Here is a 21,310-nt window from a genome sequence, read left to right as displayed (position 1 = left end):
CCATTGTGCCCCCATCCCGTTCGGCATCATCGTCGCCTGCTGGGGCGAACGACGATCCCGCGGCCGAACCGCGACCGGCGTGCTCTTGCATGCCGCGCCCAGGGGTCTACCGTTGAGTTGGGAGATATGAACATGGTCGATGAATTCCTGGCAGCAGTGGAAGCGCTCGAGCGCGCCGCCGACTGGCCCGAGCGGTTCAGCGAGCCCTTCGTGGAATTCCTTCCTGTGACGGGGGCTGCCGTCTCGACGCTCGGCGAGACTCTCGGCAGCGAGACGATCTCGGCGACGGACGCGCTCGCGGCGCGACTCGATGAGGTGCAGTTCGACCTCGGAGAGGGACCGTGCTGGGAGGCAATGCGGCTGGCCAAGCCGGTTGCAGAGTCCGCGTTCCAGAGCGCGGGTCCTGAGCGGTGGCCCGCATTCGCCGCAGCTGTTCGAGACGAGCCGGTCAGCTCCGTGTTCGCGTTCCCGCTCATCGTCGGCCCGCTTCGGCTCGGCGCCGTGGACCTGTACTCCGCGGATCCCGTCGCTCTGGACGCCAGCGACAACCGACGCGCCGCGACGCTCGCAGAGGTCATCGGCCGGCAGGTGCTCCGCGGGGCGCTCGGCTCCCCCGCTGTGGCCGACAGCCTCGATGTCAACCCGCGGTCCCGACGCACGATCCACCAGGCGACCGGCATCGTCCTGGCGCAGCTCGGCATGTCGGCGGATGACGCGCTCCTCATCATCCAAGGACACGCGTTCGCGACGAATCAGCCCATGATGGACGTCGCGGCGGAGATCGTCGACGGACGGCTCGCCTTCCATCGCGACAACGGCGGGATAGAGGTGGTGTCATGACCGAGACCACGCGAGATGCGCGCCTGCTGCAGACCTTCGCCATGCTCGCCGACACCCTTGTCGACGACTACGACATCGTGGAACTCCTCCAGTCGCTCGTCGATGCATGCCGCGACCTCTTGAGCACGACGGCGGCCGGAATCCTGCTCGCCGACGGACACGGCGACCTTGAGCTCGTCGTCTCCACGAGCGAGGCGAGCCGGCTCGTCGAGATCATGCAGCTCGCCGCCCAAGCCGGCCCGTGCATCGAGTCGTACCGGACGGGAAGAGCAGTGTCGGTGCCTTCGGTTGTCGACGCCCCCGCTGAGTGGGCGGCGTTCCGTGACAGCGCTCTCGGCCAGGGGTTCGCGTCGGTCGACGCCATCCCACTACGGCTGCGAGACGAGACGATCGGTACCCTCAACCTGCTCCGATCCGAGCCCGGCACGATGACCGACCTCGATGCCACGGCGGCGCGGGCATTCGCCGATGTCGCGACCATCGGCATCCTTCATGAACGATCGCTGCGCGAGTCGGAGGTGCTGTCCGAGCAGCTGCAGCTGGCCCTGCGGACCCGCGTGGTGATCGAGCAGGCCAAAGGCGTCGTCGCGTTCACCAACAACGTGCCGATCGATGAAGCCTTCGACCTCATCCGCGCATACGCTCGCAGCCACCAGATGCCGCTGAGCGATGTCGCTGCGCGCCTCGTCCGCCGCGAGTTGACGCTCGCGAGCCCCGCCTAGCGGATTCCCCGGTTCCGCCCGCATCCGGGCGTAGACTCGTCACGTGCCCGAGACCCCGGTACGGCGCTATCGATGGCGAGTGAAGGGGGTCCCGGATGAAACTGCTCACGAACAGTTCTGGGGCATATCTCACCGGCGACGACATCGCGAATGCGGTGCTCGGCTACGGTGCGGCCTTGGCGAACGAACAGCGCGTCGACCTCGTCGACGTGCCGTACATCGCCGAGCATGGACGGGTCGGCAGTGTTCGGCTGATCGTGGGATGGCACGCCACGATGAACGCTGAAGTGCACCAGGGGCAGGGCGTCGAACTGCTGGACGGCGCGACGCTGGCCGAACTGCGAAAGCGGGTGGCCGCACTGAATCCGAGCGGCGACACTCCGCTCGCCTCCGACGAGATCTCGTACCTCGCGCGCGTCGAAGAGTTCTGACCGCAGCTCCTCTCGCTCGCTGCACGCCACATCGCAAGCGGCACCCCGATGGGTTGCGGCGCGGCTCGGCGTGCCCCGATATGGTGAGCGCATGCGACGACGTCCTGAGCGAGCGAGCGAGTCGAAGTGAGCCCGACAGCCGGTTCCGGCATGCCCCTTCGTGACTACCGGATCCACCGGTACGTCAATGCGTTCTGCCCCCGGTGCCACGACGAGGATCCCGAGCGGCCGCTCGCCGATGTCGCTCGTCTCTCAGGCTGGCTGGCGGTGCGGGACGAGCGGGTGTGGCTCGAACGCGGATGCCCCGAGCATGGCCTCATCAGCACGCTCTACGACGAGTCCGCCGACATCCTGACCTATCTCGAGCAGTGGACGGCGCCCACGAAGGTGCACGGCCCCGACACGCTCGGCAACTTCAAGCCGGTCCCATCCGCGTACGAAGACGGCCTGCCGCAGATGCAGACGCAGCACACCTGCATCCTGCTCGAGGACCTCACCGACCATTGCAATCTGCGATGCCCCACGTGCTTCGCCGAGTCGAGCCCGGCGGCCAGCGCGATCGCTCCCCTCGCGGAGGTGCTCGCGTCGGTCGATGCGCGTCTCGCCCGCGAGAACGATCGGATCGACGTGCTGATGCTGAGCGGCGGCGAGCCGACGCTCTATCCGTGGCTCGAGCAGCTGCTCGATCACCTCGTCGCGCGGCCCATCGTTCGCATCCTGATCAATTCGAACGGGCTGCGCATCGCGCAGGACGACGCGTTCGTCGAGACGCTCAAACGTCATCGCGAGCGGGTCGAGATCTATCTGCAGTACGACGGGGAGAGCGCCGAGGCATCCGCCTATCACCGTGGTGCCGACATCCGCAGATTCAAAGAGCGCGCGCTCGAGCGGCTCTCGGCCGCCGGCGTGTTCACGACACTCACCATGACGGCGGCGCTGGGCGTCAACGACGGCGAGATCGGCGCGGTCATCCGCCGTGCGATGAACACGCCGTACGTCGGCGGCGTCACCGTGCAGCCGGTGTTCGGCTCGGGCCGATCGGCAGGCATCGACCCGGACGACCGGCTGACCCACACCGGAGTGCTGGCACGACTGGAAGGGCAGACCGACGGCGAAGTCACGTGGCGCGACCTCACGGCGCTCCCGTGCAGTCATCCGCACTGCTGCTCTGTCGGCTACCTGCTGCGCGACGACTCGGGCAGCTGGAAGTCGCTGACCGCCCTGATCGGACACGACAAGATCAAGGAGTTCCTCGATCTCGAGCCGGACCTCCTCGCGAATCGCATCGCCGACAGCTCGGTCAACCAGGCACTCAAAGAAGCGGTCAAGGGATCGCTGCTCGATCTGCTGAGCGAGCAGTCCTCGCTGTCGCATCCGTCGATGACGTCGATCTGGCGCGACATCTGCCAGAACTGCGATCTCGGCATCGGGACGCTCACCGCCCTCGCGACGTCCGCGCTGCCCGGCCAGCACAAACGGCTTCGCGCGATGCTCGGTGAGCGCGTGCTGCGGGTGACGGTGAAGCCGTTCATGGACATCAACACGATGATCGAGGAGCGCCTCACGCAGTGCTGCGTGCACGTGGCGACCGTGAACGCGACCACCGACGCGCACCAGTGCGCGCCCTTCTGCGCGGTGCAGGCATGGGCGCCGCTCGCGCGGACGAAACTGTCGACCGCGACGGGCGGGCGACGCCAGATCCCGGTCTCGGTATCGTGAGCGCGTCGGAGTTCGACGGTCTGAATCGTTACGACGAGACCGTGGGGGATCCGGTCGCGCCGTTCGATCCGCTTCGGCTGTGCGTCTTCGCGACGATCGCCGCCATCACGTGCGTGCTCGGTCCGATCGCCCTGCTCGCGTTCGCGTCGATCGCGATCGCGGGCTATGCCAAGGCACGCCGGGCAGGACTGCTCCGCTCGCGCTGCAAGATCGGCGACACCCGCCTGGTGCTGGTCTATCTCTCGGTGCTCGCCGTGCTCGCCGCGGTCGCGACGCCCTTCTGGGTCATGTTCTGGCTGACGCGGTGGGGATGAGGCATGTTCCCGACGCTGCCGGACCTGCTCGGATGGGGGCCGCCGATCGACACCCACTCCGCGTTCGTCGCGCTGGGCATGGCAGCAGCCGGCCTCGTCTTCCTGGCGGAGTCACGCCGACGTGGGGTGAGTGACCCGCGGATCCCCTACCTCGTGCTCGGCGCGCTCGTCGGCGCAGCGATCGCCGCGCGACTCGGCACCTGGGCTCAGCACCTCGACCCCAGCAGGAACCTCGATCTGGTCCAGCAGCTCGCCTACGGCAACGCGTCGATGCTGAGCGGGCTCGTCGGCGCGTGGATCGGCGTCCACGTCGCCAAGCGCATCGTGCGCTACCCCCACCGCACCGGCGACCTGTTCGCGCCGGCCGTGGCCGTCGCTCTCGCGATCGGGCGCTTCGGGTGCTTCTTCACCGAGAAGCCCGGGACGCCGACCGGCGCGTCGTGGGGCATCGTCCTCGATCCGGATGCCGCGGCCCGCGTGGGCGCCCCGGTCGGCGTGCCGCTGCACCCGAGCTTTCTCTACGAGATCGCATTCCACGTCGCGGCGTTCGCGGTGCTGTGGTTGTGGCTGCGCCATCGGCCGATCGCCGCCGGTGAGACGCTGACCCTCTATGTCGCCGCCTACGCGATCTTCCGGTTCTTCGTCGAGTTCGTGCGAGGGAACGACGTCGCGTGGCTGGGGTTGACTCGTCCGCAGCTGTTCCTGCTCGTCACGATCCCCCTCGTCCTCGCGCGCATCGCGGTGATTGCGTCACGTGGGGCATTCCATCGCACCCCAGAGAGGATGGTGGCCCGTGGACAGACCGCCTGACGAACCGCCCGAGCAACCGCACCCGGAGGGATCCGAGCACGAGGAACCGCCGCCGCCCGCAGGACCTGAAGCCCCGGAAGCCGCGGCGCCCGAGCAGACCGCTTCGCCCGGGGAACCGTCAGTACCGACCGAACCCCCGCCCGCCGAGTCATCGCCCGACGAGACTCCGCCCGGCGAACCCCCGGTGGCCACCCCGTCTGCCATGGCCTACCCGCCGGTCCCTCCTGCACCGCCGCAGGGGCAGTCGCCGTTCGAGCAGCAGCCGCCCGAGGAGAAGGACAGCCGGCCCGGTGTCGGCCCCGGCGTGGCGACGGGATGCGGGTTGCAGGTGCTCGCCGTCATCCTGTTCTTTCTGACCGCGGGCATCATCCCGAGCTTCTTCGGCGCTCTCTGGCCGTTCATCCTGTTCACCATCGGAGCAGCGCTGCTCATGCTGTCCCGGCGATGGCGGCGTTTCGCGACGGGTGCGCTCATCGTCGCTGCCGCCACCTGGATCGTGGTGATCGGACCCTGCATCGCGATCATCAACGGATTCGGGGTGTGACCCGACCCGTTGAATCGACGCCCGCGGTCACGGACCGACCGAATCCGAGGCGCCTCATCGTTGCCCCTCTTGCGCGATGAACCCGCGAGTGGAAGAGTGCGCGGCGGGGGAACGATACACGCCGCTGTGTAGGCAACGGCGCGGCTAGCCAGGGGGGTTTGCCGTCATGCCCGGACCCATCGTCCACCTTCAGAACATCGCCGCTCTACCCATGTACCTGCGAGAGCTGGGGGGCGATCGCGGCAGAGAGCTCGCGGACCTCCTCCAGAAGGATCCCTGCAGCCCCTATGCGGGGTTCGGAGCGCAGGGACCCGACTTCCTGGTGTTCTCGCTCAAGGAGTACGGGACTCCTCTCGACGAGTTCGCCAACTTCCTGTTCGGCGTCTACGACGCCATGGAGCCGCTCATCGAGTTCTACGAGACCGTGATCGAGCCGGTCGAAGACGCCATCGACGACGCGATCACGGCGGTCGACCAGGCGCTGTTCGAGGGCCTGTTCACGCAGATCGGCGACACCGGCAACCTGCTCGTGAAGGCCTTCGAGGCGCAGCTCGCCGCGCTCGTCACGAAGAACATCGACCTGTTCTACGGCTTCTACCCGAAGCTGCAGCAGGGCAAGCCCGAGAACGAGTGGTACTGGTTCGATACGTGGCACTACCGAAAGACCGGCGAGTTCGCCTCGACGATGTGGAAGATGGCGCAGGGCGATGACGACCTGATGCGCTACGCGCTCGGCTACGCGAGCCACATCGGCGGCGACGTCGCGGGCCATCCCTTCGTCAACTCGATCGTGGGCGGCCCTTACCGTTCGCATTGGCATCGCCATCACCTCATCGAGAACTGGATCGACGCGTACGCGCGCAAGACCATCCCCGACTCGAGCAAGCGCAAGAAGTGCCTGCACATCGGGTCGGACGACACGTACCTCGCGGACGCGATCTCGGGCAGCTACTACTACCGGCTGTGCGAGTTCTCGGGCGGCCAGATGCCGGGCAAGCTCCAGGATCTGCTCGTCAACGCCGTCGCCCAGGTCTACTCCGGCTCGAACGTGCCGACCGCGCTGAACGGCACGGACTTCGACACGACCTACCGCCTCTGGCTGATGTGGTTCGAGCGTGCGACGACGATCGGCTCCGCCCAGAAGCCCACTCCCGTTCCTCCGCCAGGATCGGCGACGGCGACCCTGTTCACCGACTTCGTGAGCGGGTTCCCCACGATCGGCGGCGGTGGTGGCGGTGGCGGTGGCGGCGGAGGGGGCGGGTTCAGCATCCTCGACATCTTCGCGGCGATCCTCGCCTTCATCGAGTGGCTCGTCGAGGCTCTCGCCTACACGATCACCTGGACGATCACGCACGCGATCGACATCCTGACCCTTCCCGTGACGGAGGCGCTGGGACTCGTGAAGTGGCTGATCTACCAGATCCAGAAGCTCGTCTGGCAGATCTACGAGGAGGGCCGGTTCGCGCTCGTGCTCGGTGCGTACCTCTCGCCGGAGCCCCGGGACTTCGCACGCGTGCCGTTCGGCACCGCCTTCATCAACACGGCGAGCGCCCACCTCACGGGTGGACCGCCTCCGTCGTTCGGCAACTACCCGCTGAAGCAGGAGTCGCACGGCCTGTTCGGCCCGACCGAGCACCACCTCGTCTACCCCGGAACGCCGCGCGAGTTCGATGGCACCGAGTCGGCTCCGCTCACGTTCTGGGGGCAGAATCCGGATGTCATCCTCAGCGGATTCCACGCGTGGGACTCGCAGATCGAGGACCTGTACACCGCGAAGGCACCGTACGGCACCGGCCCGGACTTCACCCACTGGACCGATCAGTCCACGTGGGGCGGATTCCAGTTCGGCAGCATCCCCGCCTTCAGCGCACGGCTGATCAGCGAGCACATCGACGATCTGCCGAACTTCAACCTCGATGCCGACCGCGGCTACGGCTGGAAGACGTGGCAGCCGAAGCAGCCCGACATCGACGTCGTGAATCCCGTCGACGTCGACTACATCTGAGTGAGGTGACGTGATGCCTGACGACCCCAAGCCCGGCGAACCGGGACACAACCCGAACGGCGAACCCGGACACGGCAACGACAAGCCGTTCGACGGTGTGACCCGCCTCTACATCCGGACGAATCCGGCCGACGACGGAACGGAACCGCTTCCCTCGACCCTCGCGTTCTGGACGAGCCCCGACATCTCGATCGTCAAGCCCGGCGGTGCGGTCGGCGGAGAGGCCGTCCCGCTCGAAGTGAACCAGGTCAAAGTGACGGTGACCAACGGTGGCGGCATCCCCGCCGTCGACGCGTATGTGGACGCGTTCGTCGCCGATCCCTCCACCGGGATCACCCCGGCGACCGCTTTCTCGGTCGGCGGGGACTACGTGACGGTCCAGGCGTACTCGACCGCGGACGTGTATCTGCCGTGGACGCCGCAGGCGTCCGACTCGGGGCACCGCTGCGTCGTCGCCCGGGTCTCGCTGATCGCTCCGCTGGACAGCTACGTCGATCCGACGGTCTTCGACGTCGTGGGCGATCGGCACGTCGCCCAGCGCAACATCCAGGTGCTCGAGGTGGCACAGGGGCAGAAGATGTCGTTCCGGTTCCTGGTGGGCACGCGTGAGGCCGCGGGTCGCGCGGTGCTGCGTACCGTGGAGCGGACGTTCGAGATGGATGCCCGTCAGCTCGCCAAGATGGGCGGCTGCGAGGGCGGTCTCGGCGCGAAGGTGCCTCTCGCCGACCTCGGCGTGCGCCTGCTCACGGCGCGCGAGACCCTGCAGCGTCCCACGCTCGCCGCCGAAGTGCCTGTCGCGCTCGGCATCACCCGGTTGCGGGACACTGCCGGCTTCGCCGCCGAAGTGGGCGGACGGCTCGAGAGCGAGAAGCAGCGCTACGGGGCCGTCACCTTCGCCGTGTCGCCGGATGACGAGCCCGGGCGCCTTCACGCGTTCGACGTGGTCCACCTCGACGAGAAGGGCGAGGTCGTCGGCGGCCTGTCGTTCATCGTGCGGGTGGTGTAGCGCGTCGGTCCCTGAGCGGGAGAGCATCGGCCCCTGCCTGCCGAAGGGCCGATGCGATCGCCGGACGCTTCGACAAGCTCAGCGACCGGCCGGCGCCCAGCGACCGGCGGGCGCCCAGCGACCGGCGGGCGCCCAGCGAACGGCTGGCGCTCAGCGACCGGCGGGCGCCCAGCGACCGGCCGGCGCCCAGCGACCGGCCGGCGCCCAGCGACGGGCCGGCGCCCAGCGACGGGCCGGCGCCCAGCGACGGGCCGGCGCCCAGCGACGGGCTGGCGCCCAGCGAACGGCTGGAAAGGGGCCGTCAGTCGGAGATGAGCGTGCCGCCGTCGATGACGATGTTCTGGCCGCTCACGAACGCCCCCACGGGCGAGGCGAGCCACACGACGGCGCCTGCGACCTCTTCCGGGGTCCCGAACCGACCGAGCGGAGTCTTCGCGAGGCGCGCTTCCGCCGCGGCGGCATCCGCGGTGATCGGTCGCGCGAAGTCGGTCGCGATCACGCCGGGCGAGATCGCGTTGGCCCGGATGCCGCGACCACCCCATTGCACCGCGATGTTCCGCACGAGCTGAGCGTTCGCGGCCTTCGTCACGCCGTAGCCCGAGAGCACGCGGTTGCCGCGGAGACCGGACAGGCTCGACATGACCAGGAACGCTCCCCCACCGCCATCCGCCATCACCGGGAGCGTCCGTTCCGCGAGACCCGCCACGGCGCGCACGTGCAGCGCGTACATCCGGTCCATCCGTTCGAGGGCATCCTCGGCGCCCGGCCGATCCAGCGCCGCGCCGGCATTGGCGACCACCGTATCGATCCGGCCCCACCGCGCGACAGTCGTCTCGATGAGCTCGGCCAGCTGCCCGGCATCCGTCACATCGCAATCGAACCCGACAGCATCCGCGCCTCGCGCGACGAGCTCGTCTGCGGCCACCTGCGGCTCGGATTCGGAGAGCCCGGCCAGCACCACTCGCGCTCCCGCCGCGCCGAGCGCCGCGGCGGACACGCGCCCGATTCCCGTGCCCGCACCGGTGACGATCGCCACCTGCCCGGCGCACGAGAAGAGCGCGCCGGGGCTGAGATCGGGCAGCGGGTCCCGGGCGTCGGTCATCTCCCCATCCTCGCGCGTCAGCGGCTCACCGCGCCGCCGTCGCGAGCTGCGCGAGCTCCGCTGCCGCCTTGCGCGCCCCACGGACGGCGACCGCGATGCTCATCAGCGTCGGGTTCATCGTGTTCGCGGTCGGGATCACTCCGTTGCCGCCGACGAACAGACTGCCCACTCCCCACACGCGCGACCAGGGGTCGGCGACGGAGGTGCCGTCGTCGCTCTCTCCGATCCGCGTCGTGCCCATATAGTGCAGGCTCGACCCGTTGGGCAGCAGTCGTGGCTCCGCGATGAATGTGCCGATGGCCCCGCCCGCGCGCCGCAGCCGCTCGGTAGCCGCCGCGCTCTCGGCGTTCTCGGCATCCGTCAGCTCGTACTGGATCGTCATGTTCGGGAAGCCGCGGTAGTCCGGCTCCGCGTCGTCGAAGGTGACGCCGTCCTCGAAGCGCGGCCGCTTGCGCATGCCATAGCCCATGTTCACGTAGCCCCATCGGTTGCCCGAGGCCGGGTGCGAAGGATCCAGCTGGAACGGCGGGTTCTCGGCGTACATCACCTGCAGCGAGAACGGATGGCCGGGCTCGGAGAACGGGATGCGGTTGACCGCCGCGACCGGATCGGCGGGGTTCACGGAGCGACGTGCGATCTCGGCGTCGAGGTCCTCCTCCGTCGCGAAGCGGCCGATCTTGTCGGCGTCGACGGCGACGGTCGTGATCACGACGGGGTGCTCGGTGAGGTAGTGCCCGAGCGCGCGGGGACGGATGCCGGACGCCCACAGCAGCTGCGGCGTGCGGAACGCGTCCGCCGCGACGACCACGACGTCGGCGGGCACGAAGCGCGTCTCGTGGGTGCGCAGATCCTGGACTGTCACGCCCGTCGCCCGACCGTCGGCCACCTCGACTCGGCGCACAAGCGACAGGTCGTGCAGCTCGAATCTCTCGCTGAGCGGCGAGGACGGGTCGACGAGCGGGCCGAGCACCACGTCCGCGCCCGCCCAGCGCATGGAGCCATCGGGCTGCGGGTCTCCGGCGACAGGGAGCGTGCTCACGCCGTATCCGTCGGGCAGCTCACCGGCGAACTCCTCCGCCAGCAGCGCGCGGATGCCCTCCCCCACCGCAGAGTCGGCGAATGCCGCATCCTGCACGTGCAGCAGACTCTTGGCCGTTTCGAGCAGTTCGTCCCACTCGTCATCCGGGATGAACGGGATCTTCTCGCTGAAGGACGGCGATGGCGTGGCGCACGTCCAGTGGGCACCCATGCCCCCGACGTTGGTGGAGGCGGCCGCGGCCGCGAACGTGGGGGCGTGTCCTGAACCCTCACCCCCGAAGTCGATCAGGTGAGTGCCCTGTCGTGCGGTGAACATGCCCTCGACCACGACTCCGGCCGGAATGCCGAGGGACTCGCGCAGGGCACCGGCCTGGGGACCCTGAGACATCTCGCGGGCGCGCTCCTTCTCATCGGGGTCGATGATGTTGCGCACGCTCGCTCCGGGCACGGGCGTCACCTGCGGGCCCGCTTCGAACATCACGACGCGTGCGTCGGGGACCTCCTCCACGAGCAGACGGGCGTAGGCGGAGCCGATCGGGCCGCTGCCGACGATGGCGATGATGGGATGCTGCGACATGGCGTCTCCTCTTCGAGTGCGGGTGCGGGAATCAGGCGATGGCCGCTTCGGCGGCATCGCGGGTGTGCTGTTCGAATTCGTCCGAGAGCCGCCCGTCCGGCAGCAGGACAGCGGCCACCACTCCAAGGGCATAGACGATCGCGAGGCCGACGAAGATCGGCGCCAGGACGCTCGAATAGAGGTCGGCAACCTGCAGCTGGACGGCGTCCGGCGCTTCGCGCACGGCTTGCGGAGTCAACGTCGCGAGCGCGGCGGGAAGGCCCGCCGTCACCCCGGCACCGATGAGTCCACCGACGACCGCGGTCGCGGTCGTCGACCCGACCTGACGCACCAGGCTGAGGGTCGCGGTGACGCTGCCCGTGTCGGTGCGCGCGGCAGCGCTCTGCGCGACGGCGACGATGATGTTCATGAAGGAGCCCGTGCCGATGCCGACGAGGGCCATGGCGACCATGGGCACCCAAAGCGGCATCCCGGCGGGAAGGAGCGCCATGACGAGCAGACCGACCGCGGCCGTGGCGGTGCCGAAGATCGGAAACACTCGGTAGCGCCCCGACCTGCTGGAGAGCCAGCCGGTCAGGAGTGTGCTCACGAGCATTCCGAACACGGTCGCGATGGGCACGAGACCCGACACCGTCGCCGAAGTGCGGTACGCCATCTGGATGTAGGTCGGCACGTACGAGACCACGGAGAACAGTCCGACGCCGATCACGGTGGACAGGACGATCGTGATCAGGACGGTGCGGTTCGCGAAGTGCCGGAGCGGTACGAGCGGCTCGTCGACCCGGAGCTCGATGGCGATGAACGCTGCGAGACCCAGGATGGCGACCAGGGCTGCGACGATCACCGCGCTCCCGCTTGCGGATGCACCGCCGCTCGCCCAGCCGGCGGCGAGGACGAGGGAGGTGACGGTGACCCCGAGCGAGATCGCGCCCGCGATGTCGAACCTCCGACCCGAGCGGCCTGCGATGTGAGGCACGGCGACGACCGCCAGGGCGAGCGCGACCAGCCCGACCGGGATATTGATCCAGAAGACCCAGCGCCAGCCCCACGCATCGGTGATGAGTCCGCCGGCGAGGGGCCCGATGAGAATGGCGACGGGGAAGGCCGCCCCGATGATCGAGAGCACCCGGGGGCGCTGGCGCGGCGAGGTCACCTCGCCGATGATCGTCTGCGGCATGAGGTGGAGACCAGCCGACCCGACGCCCTGCGCGATGCGGGCCAGAGCGAGCTGGGTCATGTCCTGCGCGAATCCGCAGAGCAGCGACGCGATGAGGAACAGAACGAGACTCGCGAGGAAGATGAGACGAGCGCCGGTGAGGTCGGCGAGCTTGCCGAGCACCGGCAGCACGACGGTGCTCGCGAGGGTGTACGAGACGATGACCCAGCTCATCTGCTGCACGGCGCCGAGATCACCGGCGATCGTGGCGAGCGAAGTGGCGACCACCGTGTGGTCGAGCGCGCCGAGGAACGACACGGTGAACAGCGAGATCATCAGGAGACGAAGTCTCCACACAGAGAGCGGCATAACGGTTCTACCCGAACGATCGGGTCGTCGACGCGACGGGGTGTGCACTCGGGACCGCGGAGACCCGAGCGACGGGCCCCGCGAGGGGCCCCGACGTCATGTCGATTCTAGTCATACTTTCGTCGGAAAACAACTAAAGAAAGGAAAGTGCGTCGGTCAGCGACGCGCCGAGCATCGGTCCCTGAGCCTGTCGAAGGGCCCGATGCGCGGGCGCCGGACGCTTCGACACGCTCAGCGACCGACGGGGAGGCTCAGCGACCGGCGGGGGCTCAGCGACCGGCGGGGGCTCAGCGACCGGCGGGGCATCAGCGGGTCCGCGCCCGGGTGCGCTGGCGCGCCGGCGGAAGGTCGGGTGCGACCACTGGCGCGCCCACTCGGGCCGCCAATTCGCCGATGCCCTCGACGGTCATTCGAACCTCATCACCCTCGCGGAGGGGCCGCGGCGTCAGCGACCCGGCACGTCCCCACAGCTCGCCGAGGCAGCCGCCGTTGCCGACCGTGCCGGATCCGAGGACGTCGCCGGGCACGACTCGTGAGTTGCGAGACGCATACGCGACCAGTTCGGGGAACGGCCAGCCCATGTTCGACACGAGGTCCTCACCGATCAGGTCGCCGTTGATGCGCACCTCTGCGCGCACGGCGAGAAACCCGTCGGCGTCGATGAAGCCGGCGAGCTCGTCCGCCGTGACGATCCACGGGCCCAGGCTCGTTCCGAAGTCCTTGCCCTTCGCCGGACCGAGCCGCACCTTCATCTCGCGGGACTGGATGTCGCGGGCCGACCAGTCGTTCATGATCGTGTAGCCGAAGATGTGGGATGCCGCATCCGCCGGCGTGAGGTTCGCGCCGTCGGAGCCAGCCACACCGCCGACCACAGCGGCGATCTCGAGCTCGAAGTCCAGTCGCTCCGTGACCGGCGGAGAGACCGGCTCGTCCGGGCCGAGCACCGTGTGCGGGTTCGTGAAGTAGAAGGTCGGAGCCTGATACCACTCCGGCACGACCTCGCTCTTGCCGTCCACCGAGGCGCTCACGCCCTCGACGTGCTCCTCGAACGCGACGAAGTCGCGGATGGCCGCGGGGACCAGCGGCGCGCGCAGCCGCACGTCGGCGACCGGGGTGCCCTCAGTTTCTCGAGCGCGACCGAACGCGTCGTGCGCAGCATCCAGCCCTCCCTCGAGCACGTCCGCTACCGTCAGGCCGTCCGGAAACGGGACCACGCAATCGTCGATGATGAACCCCTCGCCGATCGCGCCGGTCGCGTCGTCCCAGCGGGCGATCTTCACGCCTTCACCAGCGTCTCGAGCAGCGCTTCGGCGTTCACGCCAAGGATGCGGCGCGTGATCTCCTCGGGCAGGCCCGCGGAGCGGATCTCCGTGACCGGATCATCGAGGCCCATGTCGAAGGGGAAGTCGCTGCCGAGCAGCACCCGCGAGCCTCCGGCGACCTCGACGAGGTGCCGAAGCCCCGCTGGGTCGTGCACGACGGTGTCGAACCAGAGCCTGCGGAGGTAGCTCGACGGCTCGTGCTCGCAGCGCTGCGCCTCGGGGCGCACGCGCCAGGCGCGGTCGGAGCGGCCGATGGCGAACGGCAGGTACCCTCCGCCGTGGGCGGCGAGGATCTTGAGTCCCGAATGCCGGTCGAGCACGCCCGAGAAGATCACGTGCGAGAGCGCCACGGCGTTCTCGGCCGGCTGCCCCACGGTGTTCGAGAGGTAGAACCGATCGAGCCTCTCGTCGAGGCTGCAGCCGAACGGGTGCAGGAAGACGACGGCCCCGAGCTCGGCGGCGCGCGCCCAGAACGGCTCGAGCCGCTCGTCCGAGAGCTCGACATCCCCGGCGAACGAAGAGATTTCCACGCCCGCGAGGCCGCGACCGAGCACGGCGTCGTCGAGGCTCTCGAGCATGCGGCTGGGGTGCTGCAGCGGCACCAGGCCGAGGCCGGTGAGGCGATCGGGCGCCTGCGCGACATGGTCGGCGACCAGCCGGTTCGCCTCGCTTGCGATCCACACCGCGAGTCCCTCGGGCGCCCAGGGGTAGAAGTGGTTCGGCGACGCGCTCACCCACTGCCGGTCGATGCCCTGCGCATCCATCGCCGCGAGCCGCACTCCGACGTCGGTCAGCTTCGGCACCCGTGCTCCGACCATGGGTCCCGACACGGCCAGGCTCTCGCCGCCGTTGCGCTTCAGCTCGAGCGCGGCCGCATCGCGGACGCCGTCAGGCGCCCGTCGCTCGACCTCTGCGTGGAGTCCGGGCAGCAGGATGTGCGCGTGGACGTCGGTGATGGTGAGGTCGCTCATGCGGGCTCCGACATCTGGTGGGCGACCCCGAACATGAGGCCGGCGACATCCGCGTCGCGAACGCCGTCGAGCTGCCACTGGCCGAGCTGCACGGATGCCTCGACGATCCGCGTCGCGCGAGGGAGGCGCCGAGCGTGGAAGGCGTCCCAGAGGTCCTGGTCGAGCTCGCCGCGATCGACCAGCAGCTCGGTGAGCACGAGCGCGTCCTCGAGCGCCTGGGCCGCACCCTGCGCGATCGTCGGGGGGCAGCTGTGCGCGGCATCACCGATCACGACGACACGGTCGCGGTTCCACGGCGCAGGAACGATGTGCGACGTGAACCAGGTGTAGTTGGCGTGTGCGCCGCCCTCGAGGTCGGACCGGATCGAGTTCCACGGCCCCTCGTAGGCGCGAGACTCGTCGAGCATGATCTGGGTGGCTACGTCGTCGGGTGTGCCGAACCGGTCCTCGGCCTTCTCGACGAGGAACGCGTACATCGAGTTCTCGCCCGTGGGCGTGTAGCCGGCGATGTAGACCGGGCCGCCGTAGTACAGCTCGCTGCGGACGACTTCGGTCGGGCGTGAGACGAATGAGCGCCAGATGCCCATGCCGGTCGGTTGCGGCTTCACGTCGATGCCGATGATGTCGCGCACGGTCGAGTTGAGGCCGTCCGCGCCGACGAGCAGGTCGTACACACCGGCCGACTGTTCATTGACGAACACCTCGACGTGATCGTCTCCTTGCACGAGCCACGTCACCTTCGCGCCGAACCGGATGTTCGCACCGGCAGCGGCGGCGTGCTCGAGCAGGATGCGCGCGAGCTCGGGACGCGGCATCCCCATCGCGGCCGGGTAGTCCGGCCCGCCGGTTTTGACGTCCGGCAACTCGGCGACGATGGGAGCCCCCGGTCCCGGCGCGCGAAGGTTGAGGCCCTCGAACGGGTAGCCGGCCGCGCGGATGTCTTCCCACGCGCCGAGCGTGTCGAACACCCGCAGCGCGTTCCCCTGCAGCGAGATGCCGGAGCCGAGCGTGCTGGGTTCGGGTTTCGCCTCGAACACGTCCACTTCGACGCCGGCCTTGGCGAGCTGGATGGCGGTGGCGAGCGCCGCGACGCCGCTGCCGGCGATCGCGACCTTCTTCACTGCGGTCATGTCAGAACCTCCCTGTTCTGGGTTCGGGTAGTCAGAGGATGGCGACGGGGTTGATCGGCGAGCCGACCGCTCCCGTGATCGGCAGGGGTGCGGCAGAGAGCAGGAACTCGTAACGCTCGAGGCCCGCGCAGACCGCCGCCAGCTCGTCGAGGTCCCACATCTCGCCGATCGTGAGTCCGAGATTCGGGATGACGACCTGGTGCAGCGGCTGGAAGGCGGGCGCGTCGAACTCGTTCGGGCGGACCTCGAACCCCCACGTGTCAGTGGCGATCGCCGCGATCTCGGTGCGGTGCAGCCACGCGGCTGTGGTGAGACTCAGGCCGGGCGCAGGACCGCCGGCGTAGTCGCCCCACCCGTTGCGGCGCGCGCGGGCGAGCTGCCCCGTGCGCACGAGCACGATGTCACCGCGCCTCACCGCGCTCGTCGGGCCCTGGGCGGCGATCGTCGCCTCGAGGTCGGCGACGGTGATCGCGTAGCCGTCTTCGAGCTCGCCGGTCTCCGGCTGCAGGTGGCGGCCGACGTCGAGCAGCACCCCACGGGAGACGATGACGGATGCCGCGTGCTCGATGCCCGTCACGAGGTCGCCCTCGCTCGTCACGACGTCGCCCGCGCGGCGTCCGTTCCAGGCCATCCCGTGGTCGAAGATGTGGCCGAGGCCGTCCCATTGCGTCGAGCACTGCAGCGGCATCGAGATGACGTCATCCGCCCCGCCGATGCCGTGCGGAAAGCCCTGATTGCCGCGCTCCGCATCGACGCCGGTATCGGTCATCGTGTGCACCGGGTTGGTGCGACGGCGCCAGCCCTTCTGAGGACCGTTGGTGTCGAACGACTGCGAGAGCGACACGACACGACCGTCGCGGACGAGGGATGCGGCATCCACCCGCTTCGCCGCGTCGATGAAGTTGAGCGTGCCGAGCACGTCGTCATCGCCCCAGCGCCCCCAGTTGCGGAACGCCTCAGCCCGCGCGCCGATCTCGCCCTCAGGGTCGGAGCGGTCGAGGTCCGCGGGGTTCTCGGAGGGGCTGGTCATGGCGCATCCCTCTCCCTCGCCGGCCATGTCCCGCTTTCGCTCGGTATGGCCCGGCCGAAGCGAGGGAAATCGGGACATGAAGCGAGGATTTCGGGACCTGGACGGTGGGGACTCATGCTGTCGGCACCTCCGCGACGCAGCGGACGACCTGGGTGCCGAGGCCCTGGATCGTGCCGGTCATCACATCGGCGTCGCGAAGGAACCGCTTCCAGTGCTGGCCGTTGCCCGGAGGGCTCCCGGTCAGCAGGAGGTCGCCGGCGAGCAGCGGCATCGTCTGGCTCGCACCAGAGATAAGAGAAGGGATGTCGAACAGCAGGTCGCTCGTCGAGCCGTTCTGCATCACCTGACCGTTCAGGTCGAGCTGCACCGTCAGGTCGCCCGCGTCCACGAACGGGGCCGGCACGAGGAAGGGGCCGGTCGGCAGGAACCCGGGCGCGTTCTTGGAGCGGTACCAGTCCGTGCCGATCTCCTTCATGTCCTTGCGGAACACAAGATCGCGGGTCGTGATGTCGTTGACGATCGTGTAGCCGGCGACGTGATCGAGCGCGTCCTCGCGCGAGACGCGGAACGCGTCGCGGCCGATGACGATGGCGAGCTCGAGCTCCCAGTCGTGCACGTCGCTGTACCCGGGCAGCACGAGTGAGACGTCATCGCCCACGACGCACGCGGGCAGGCCGATGAAGAAGTACGGCTCACCGTTGGCGGCGCGGTCGTCCATCATCTTGGCCGCGAACTCGCGGGCTTCTTCGGGCGTACGGTCGCTGTTGTTCGTGAGTCCCGCCGCCACCAGCTCGATGACATGCTCACGATAGTTGGCGCCTGCCTGCAGCACCTGCCGCGGCTCGACGGGAGCCGTCAGCGTGACATCGGCGAGCGGCATCCACTCACCTGCGTCGTCAACCAGACCAGCCAGGCGATCCCAGTCCGGTGCGGCGAGAAAGGCGTTCAAACCCGCGGCACCCAGCTCGTCAGCGTCGAGCGGACGGATGCGGTCGCGCACCACGAGCCCGAGACGCGTCCCAGCGCCCTCGCGGTAGCGCGCGAGGGCGAAGGGGGTCTGGGGATCGAGAGACATCGTCGTCATGGATTCTCCTCCGAGGATCGTGGTGTCGGTGAGATCGGGGCGAGCCGGGCTGCATCATCCGGCCCACCCCGCACTCACCAGGCTTCAGCCCCGGCCGTGCTGGGCGTACGGGTTGAGAAGCGCGTCCTTGATCTCATCCGGCACGCCCTCCTCGGTCGCGCTCGGCCCGTCAGCCGGCGGGAACGACTCCGTCATCGACATCGGCATGGCACTGTTGCGATAGAAGTTGTTCGAGCCCTGCGACGGCTTCCAGGTGTTGGCCACCCAGTCCGGCACGTAGTTGCGGTACCCGCCCGTGTTCAGCTCGATGCGCAGGCTGGACGGCTCGCGGTAGTAGAGGAACGTCTGTTCGCCGATTCCGTGGATGTTCGGCCCGTACTCAATCGGAGTGCCGTTCTCCATGAGGGTGTCGGCGGCGATGAGCAGCTCTTCGCGGGTGTCGACCCAGAACGCGTAGTGGTTGATGCGCCCCGCGCGGCTCGAGCCGTCGAGGACGACACCGAGGTCGTGCGACTTCTCGTTGGTCGTCAGCACGGAGAACACCGAGATCGGGGCCTCGTCCAGCACGGTGCGCGCCATGAACCGGAAGCCGAGCACGTCGACGTACCACTGCACGAACGCGTCGACATCGCCGGCCGCGACCGTGACGTGGTCGAGCTGGCGAGGGGCGCCGGCGATCTTGCTGCGCTTCTCCGGCCGGTCAGGGTAGATCGACGCGACATGTCCTGGTGCGTCGTGGCGCGTGACGTCCCAGTGCAGCGTCATCGAGTGTCCGAACGGGCCCGTGAAGCGGTAGGCCCGGCCGATCTTGTGGACATCTTCGACCCACTCGCCCTGCACACCGGACGCTTCGATGCGCTTCGCAGCCTCATCGAGCGCTTCGGCGCTGGACGTGCGCCAGGCCATCGTCGCAAGTGACGGCTCATCGCCGGGCAGGATGACGAGCGAGTAGGCGTAGTAATCACCCCAGCAGCGGAGGTAGACGGCGCCGTCGATGCGATCCACGACGGTCAGGCCGACCTGCTCCTCGTAGAACGTCACGGACGCCTCGACATCGGGCGTCGTGATGGCCACGTACGAGAGGTGGGAGAGAAGCTTGATCATCTTCGATCCTTTCCAGATGAAGCGTGTGGGGTGTTCCCGAGATCAACTTTCGCCCAACACCGACATATCCAGGAATCCCTAGTTGACGATCCGATGGATCAGTCACGTTTATGCCCCGCGAGGTGCGATGACCGCGGCTGCGAGCGTGGAATCGGCTGCGAACTCGGCGACATCTTCGATCTGCGCGTCGGCGGTCATCGCGTCGATTGCACGCCGCAGCGCGAGGCGCTGGGGCGTTTCGAACCGCTCCGGCGCCGTCGATCGGCCGCCGGCGGTCGAGGTGGTGACGAGGGCGCGCGCGATGGAGACGTCGACCTCCGAGACCGCCTCGCCGAGGGCGCGGATGCGGAGGCGACTCGTCCCGCCGGCGCGCACGGCGGTGAGGACTGCGGGCACGCCGTCGGCCTCTCGCGAGTCGAACAGGCCGACCCCGTTGCCGCCGGTGCGGAGCACCAGGGCGCCGCCCGAGAGTCCGCGGAGCCATCCGATCGAGTCCCGCAGCGCGGCTGCGAAGTCGTTCGAGGCCGCGGCGCAGTCGGCTGCGACGAGACGGGCCCGCGCCTGCGCGTCCGCGGCGCGGCGAGCGGTGACGGCATCCGTCACCGCATCCGGACGCAGGAAAGGTCGTTCGAGCACGATCGCGCGATCACCCGCCCGGGCGACGAGCGCGGCGAGCTCGTCTGCCGACGCCGTGGACGGCCGAGCGACGATGATCGCACGAGCCCCCGCGGCCAGCGAATCGCTCACCTTGTCGCACCACTCCGAGCCACCGTCGACGACCACCACAGCTCCCGCGGGGTCATCCGACAGCCGCGTCCGCAGCGGCAGTTCGGCGACGGCGACGCGGTAGGCGTACGAGGCTGTCACCACCGGCACATACTCGCTCATCGCCGTCCACCCTCGAGGATCACGGCCGAAGCGGCGTCAGCGAGGCTCAGCGCATACCGCGCGTCGGCGAGCAGCTCGTCGTATTCGATCTCGACCTCTCCGCGCATGGCATGAACGAGCGCGCGCCACTCGGCGACGTAGCCGTTGTCGGGTTCCTGCGGATAGACGATCAGTCGGTCATCCGCGTAGCGAACCTGCACCGAGGCGCTGCCGGCATGCACGAAAGCCGGTGGAAACGACACGTCGATCCTCTCGTCATCCGTGGTGATCTCGAGCCGCCACAGCGCGTCCGGCCCGTCGGGCACCATGACGGTCGCGAGACGTATCGGCACACCAGACGCCTCGTACCCGACCGCGTAGCCGATCGGCGCGACTGCGCGGGCGTAGACGACGCGCTCGAAATCGGGGGCGAGGTCGCGAAGAAGCGGCAGATCGTGCACCGCGAGTCCGGTGAGAAGCTGACGAACGACGGAAGCGGCGACCGCCGGCTCGCCCAGGTCGGGACCGCCGTCGCGCGCGGGCGCCGCCACCGAAGCGAGCTCGGTGACGACCTGGTGATAGCGGCCGTTCGGGGGGAGCACCATCGTCACGGCGATCGCCCGAACCGGTCCGCCCGTCGCGGTCAAGTGGTGTCGTGCCCTGCCCCAGGCCCCGTCGAACAGATGGTTGGTGCCGACGATGAGCGGGACGCGCGCCGCACGGCACGCCTCGATCACCGCGATCGCATCGGCCTCGGTCGTTGCGATCGGCTTCTCGCAGAAGATCGCGCGCTTGCCGGCCGCGACCGCGGCGAGGACGTGTCGGGCGTGCTCCGCCGGTGGGCTGCACACGACGACGACGTCGACCTCGCGATCCGCGAGCAAATCGTCGATGCCTGACGACCATCGGGCACCCGTGCGCAGCGCGATGGTCTCGGCGCGCCCACTGCCGGAGTCAGAGACGTGGACGACCTGGAACGCGCCGCCCAGCCGGGCGATGGTCGGCGCATGCAGCGCCGCGACGCCAGGACCCGCGCCGATGATGCCGACACCGTGAGACATCCTGACTCCCTCGTGGACCGTTATGCGTGAAGCGTACCTAAGTTGTGAGAAATATGACTATACGCGTCGTCAGATTGCCCAAAGGATGCCGGTCTTGTGTGAAAATCG

The 21,310-nt window shown here is 68.9% G+C and carries 20 protein-coding genes; 9 read left to right on the top strand and 11 right to left on the bottom strand.

Annotated elements, in window-relative coordinates; genetic code table 11:
• Positions 1 to 132 precede the first annotated feature (132 nt).
• From ABD188_RS06950 to ABD188_RS06910, 9 genes are all read left to right on the top strand, one after another.
• Complete coding sequence (locus ABD188_RS06950; protein WP_344059853.1) at positions 133 to 840, top strand: GAF and ANTAR domain-containing protein; 708 nt, start codon at positions 133 to 135, stop codon at positions 838 to 840.
• The gene (locus ABD188_RS06945) at positions 837 to 1,562 is read left to right on the top strand and encodes a GAF and ANTAR domain-containing protein (protein ID WP_344059851.1); all 726 of its coding nucleotides are present in this window, start codon (positions 837 to 839) and stop codon (positions 1,560 to 1,562) included. Before ABD188_RS06950 ends, ABD188_RS06945 begins: the two co-directional genes overlap by 4 nt.
• Before the next feature lie 95 nt (positions 1,563 to 1,657).
• Positions 1,658 to 1,993, top strand: a complete 336-nt coding sequence (locus ABD188_RS06940) for a hypothetical protein (RefSeq protein WP_344059849.1) — start codon at positions 1,658 to 1,660, stop codon at positions 1,991 to 1,993.
• A gap of 150 nt (positions 1,994 to 2,143) precedes the next feature.
• The gene (locus tag ABD188_RS06935; RefSeq protein WP_344059847.1) at positions 2,144 to 3,712 is read left to right on the top strand and encodes a radical SAM protein; all 1,569 of its coding nucleotides are present in this window, start codon (positions 2,144 to 2,146) and stop codon (positions 3,710 to 3,712) included.
• Complete coding sequence (locus ABD188_RS06930; protein ID WP_344059845.1) at positions 3,709 to 4,026, top strand: hypothetical protein; 318 nt, start codon at positions 3,709 to 3,711, stop codon at positions 4,024 to 4,026. Before ABD188_RS06935 ends, ABD188_RS06930 begins: the two co-directional genes overlap by 4 nt.
• A gap of 3 nt (positions 4,027 to 4,029) precedes the next feature.
• Complete coding sequence (locus ABD188_RS06925) at positions 4,030 to 4,836, top strand: prolipoprotein diacylglyceryl transferase (RefSeq protein ID WP_344059843.1); 807 nt, start codon at positions 4,030 to 4,032, stop codon at positions 4,834 to 4,836.
• Between the two features lie 184 nt (positions 4,837 to 5,020).
• On the top strand, positions 5,021 to 5,380 hold the full coding sequence (locus tag ABD188_RS06920; protein WP_344059842.1) for a hypothetical protein: 360 nt from the start codon (positions 5,021 to 5,023) through the stop codon (positions 5,378 to 5,380).
• 166 nt (positions 5,381 to 5,546) lie between these two features.
• Positions 5,547 to 7,385, top strand: a complete 1,839-nt coding sequence (locus ABD188_RS06915) for a hypothetical protein (RefSeq protein WP_344059841.1) — start codon at positions 5,547 to 5,549, stop codon at positions 7,383 to 7,385.
• Between the two features lie 13 nt (positions 7,386 to 7,398).
• Positions 7,399 to 8,391 (top strand): hypothetical protein, encoded by a 993-nt coding sequence (locus tag ABD188_RS06910; protein WP_344059840.1) that lies wholly within the window; start codon positions 7,399 to 7,401, stop codon positions 8,389 to 8,391.
• Positions 8,392 to 8,692: 301 nt separating this feature from the next.
• Here ABD188_RS06910 and ABD188_RS06905 read toward each other — a convergent pair whose 3' ends face one another.
• From ABD188_RS06905 to ABD188_RS06855, 11 genes are all read right to left on the bottom strand, one after another.
• Positions 8,693 to 9,493, bottom strand: coding sequence for an SDR family NAD(P)-dependent oxidoreductase (locus tag ABD188_RS06905; protein ID WP_344059838.1), 801 nt, complete (start codon positions 9,491 to 9,493; stop codon positions 8,693 to 8,695).
• 25 nt (positions 9,494 to 9,518) lie between these two features.
• On the bottom strand, positions 9,519 to 11,108 hold the full coding sequence (locus ABD188_RS06900; RefSeq protein ID WP_344059836.1) for a GMC oxidoreductase: 1,590 nt from the start codon (positions 11,106 to 11,108) through the stop codon (positions 9,519 to 9,521).
• Positions 11,109 to 11,139: 31 nt separating this feature from the next.
• Positions 11,140 to 12,600 carry an MFS transporter gene (locus ABD188_RS06895; protein WP_344059834.1) on the bottom strand — a complete coding sequence of 487 codons (1,461 nt, stop codon included), beginning with the start codon at positions 12,598 to 12,600 and terminating at the stop codon, positions 11,140 to 11,142.
• A 338-nt stretch (positions 12,601 to 12,938) separates the two neighbouring features.
• Positions 12,939 to 13,913, bottom strand: coding sequence for a fumarylacetoacetate hydrolase family protein (locus ABD188_RS06890; protein ID WP_344059832.1), 975 nt, complete (start codon positions 13,911 to 13,913; stop codon positions 12,939 to 12,941).
• Entirely contained in the window at positions 13,910 to 14,926 is a 1,017-nt protein-coding gene (locus ABD188_RS06885; protein ID WP_344059830.1) for an amidohydrolase family protein, read from the bottom strand. Before ABD188_RS06885 ends, ABD188_RS06890 begins: the two co-directional genes overlap by 4 nt.
• Positions 14,923 to 16,056 (bottom strand): FAD-dependent monooxygenase, encoded by a 1,134-nt coding sequence (locus ABD188_RS06880; protein ID WP_344059828.1) that lies wholly within the window; start codon positions 16,054 to 16,056, stop codon positions 14,923 to 14,925. The genes ABD188_RS06885 and ABD188_RS06880 overlap by 4 nt, the downstream gene beginning before the upstream one ends.
• A 31-nt stretch (positions 16,057 to 16,087) precedes the next feature.
• The gene (locus ABD188_RS06875) at positions 16,088 to 17,086 is read right to left on the bottom strand and encodes a cyclase family protein (protein ID WP_344059826.1); all 999 of its coding nucleotides are present in this window, start codon (positions 17,084 to 17,086) and stop codon (positions 16,088 to 16,090) included.
• Between the two features lie 112 nt (positions 17,087 to 17,198).
• Positions 17,199 to 18,170: a fumarylacetoacetate hydrolase family protein gene (locus ABD188_RS06870; protein ID WP_344059824.1), complete on the bottom strand. Its 972-nt coding sequence runs from the start codon at positions 18,168 to 18,170 to the stop codon at positions 17,199 to 17,201.
• Between the two features lie 84 nt (positions 18,171 to 18,254).
• Entirely contained in the window at positions 18,255 to 19,274 is a 1,020-nt protein-coding gene (locus ABD188_RS06865; protein WP_344059822.1) for a VOC family protein, read from the bottom strand.
• A 108-nt stretch (positions 19,275 to 19,382) separates the two neighbouring features.
• Positions 19,383 to 20,162: a hypothetical protein gene (locus tag ABD188_RS06860; protein WP_344059820.1), complete on the bottom strand. Its 780-nt coding sequence runs from the start codon at positions 20,160 to 20,162 to the stop codon at positions 19,383 to 19,385.
• Complete coding sequence (locus tag ABD188_RS06855; protein ID WP_344059818.1) at positions 20,159 to 21,202, bottom strand: Gfo/Idh/MocA family protein; 1,044 nt, start codon at positions 21,200 to 21,202, stop codon at positions 20,159 to 20,161. The genes ABD188_RS06860 and ABD188_RS06855 overlap by 4 nt, the downstream gene beginning before the upstream one ends.
• Between the last annotated feature and the right edge of the window lie 108 nt (positions 21,203 to 21,310).

Origin of the sequence: Microbacterium pumilum (genome assembly GCF_039530225.1) — a bacterium.
Taxonomy (GTDB): Bacteria; Actinomycetota; Actinomycetes; order Actinomycetales; family Microbacteriaceae; genus Microbacterium; species Microbacterium pumilum.
This window is presented reverse-complemented; position numbering and strand designations above follow the sequence as displayed.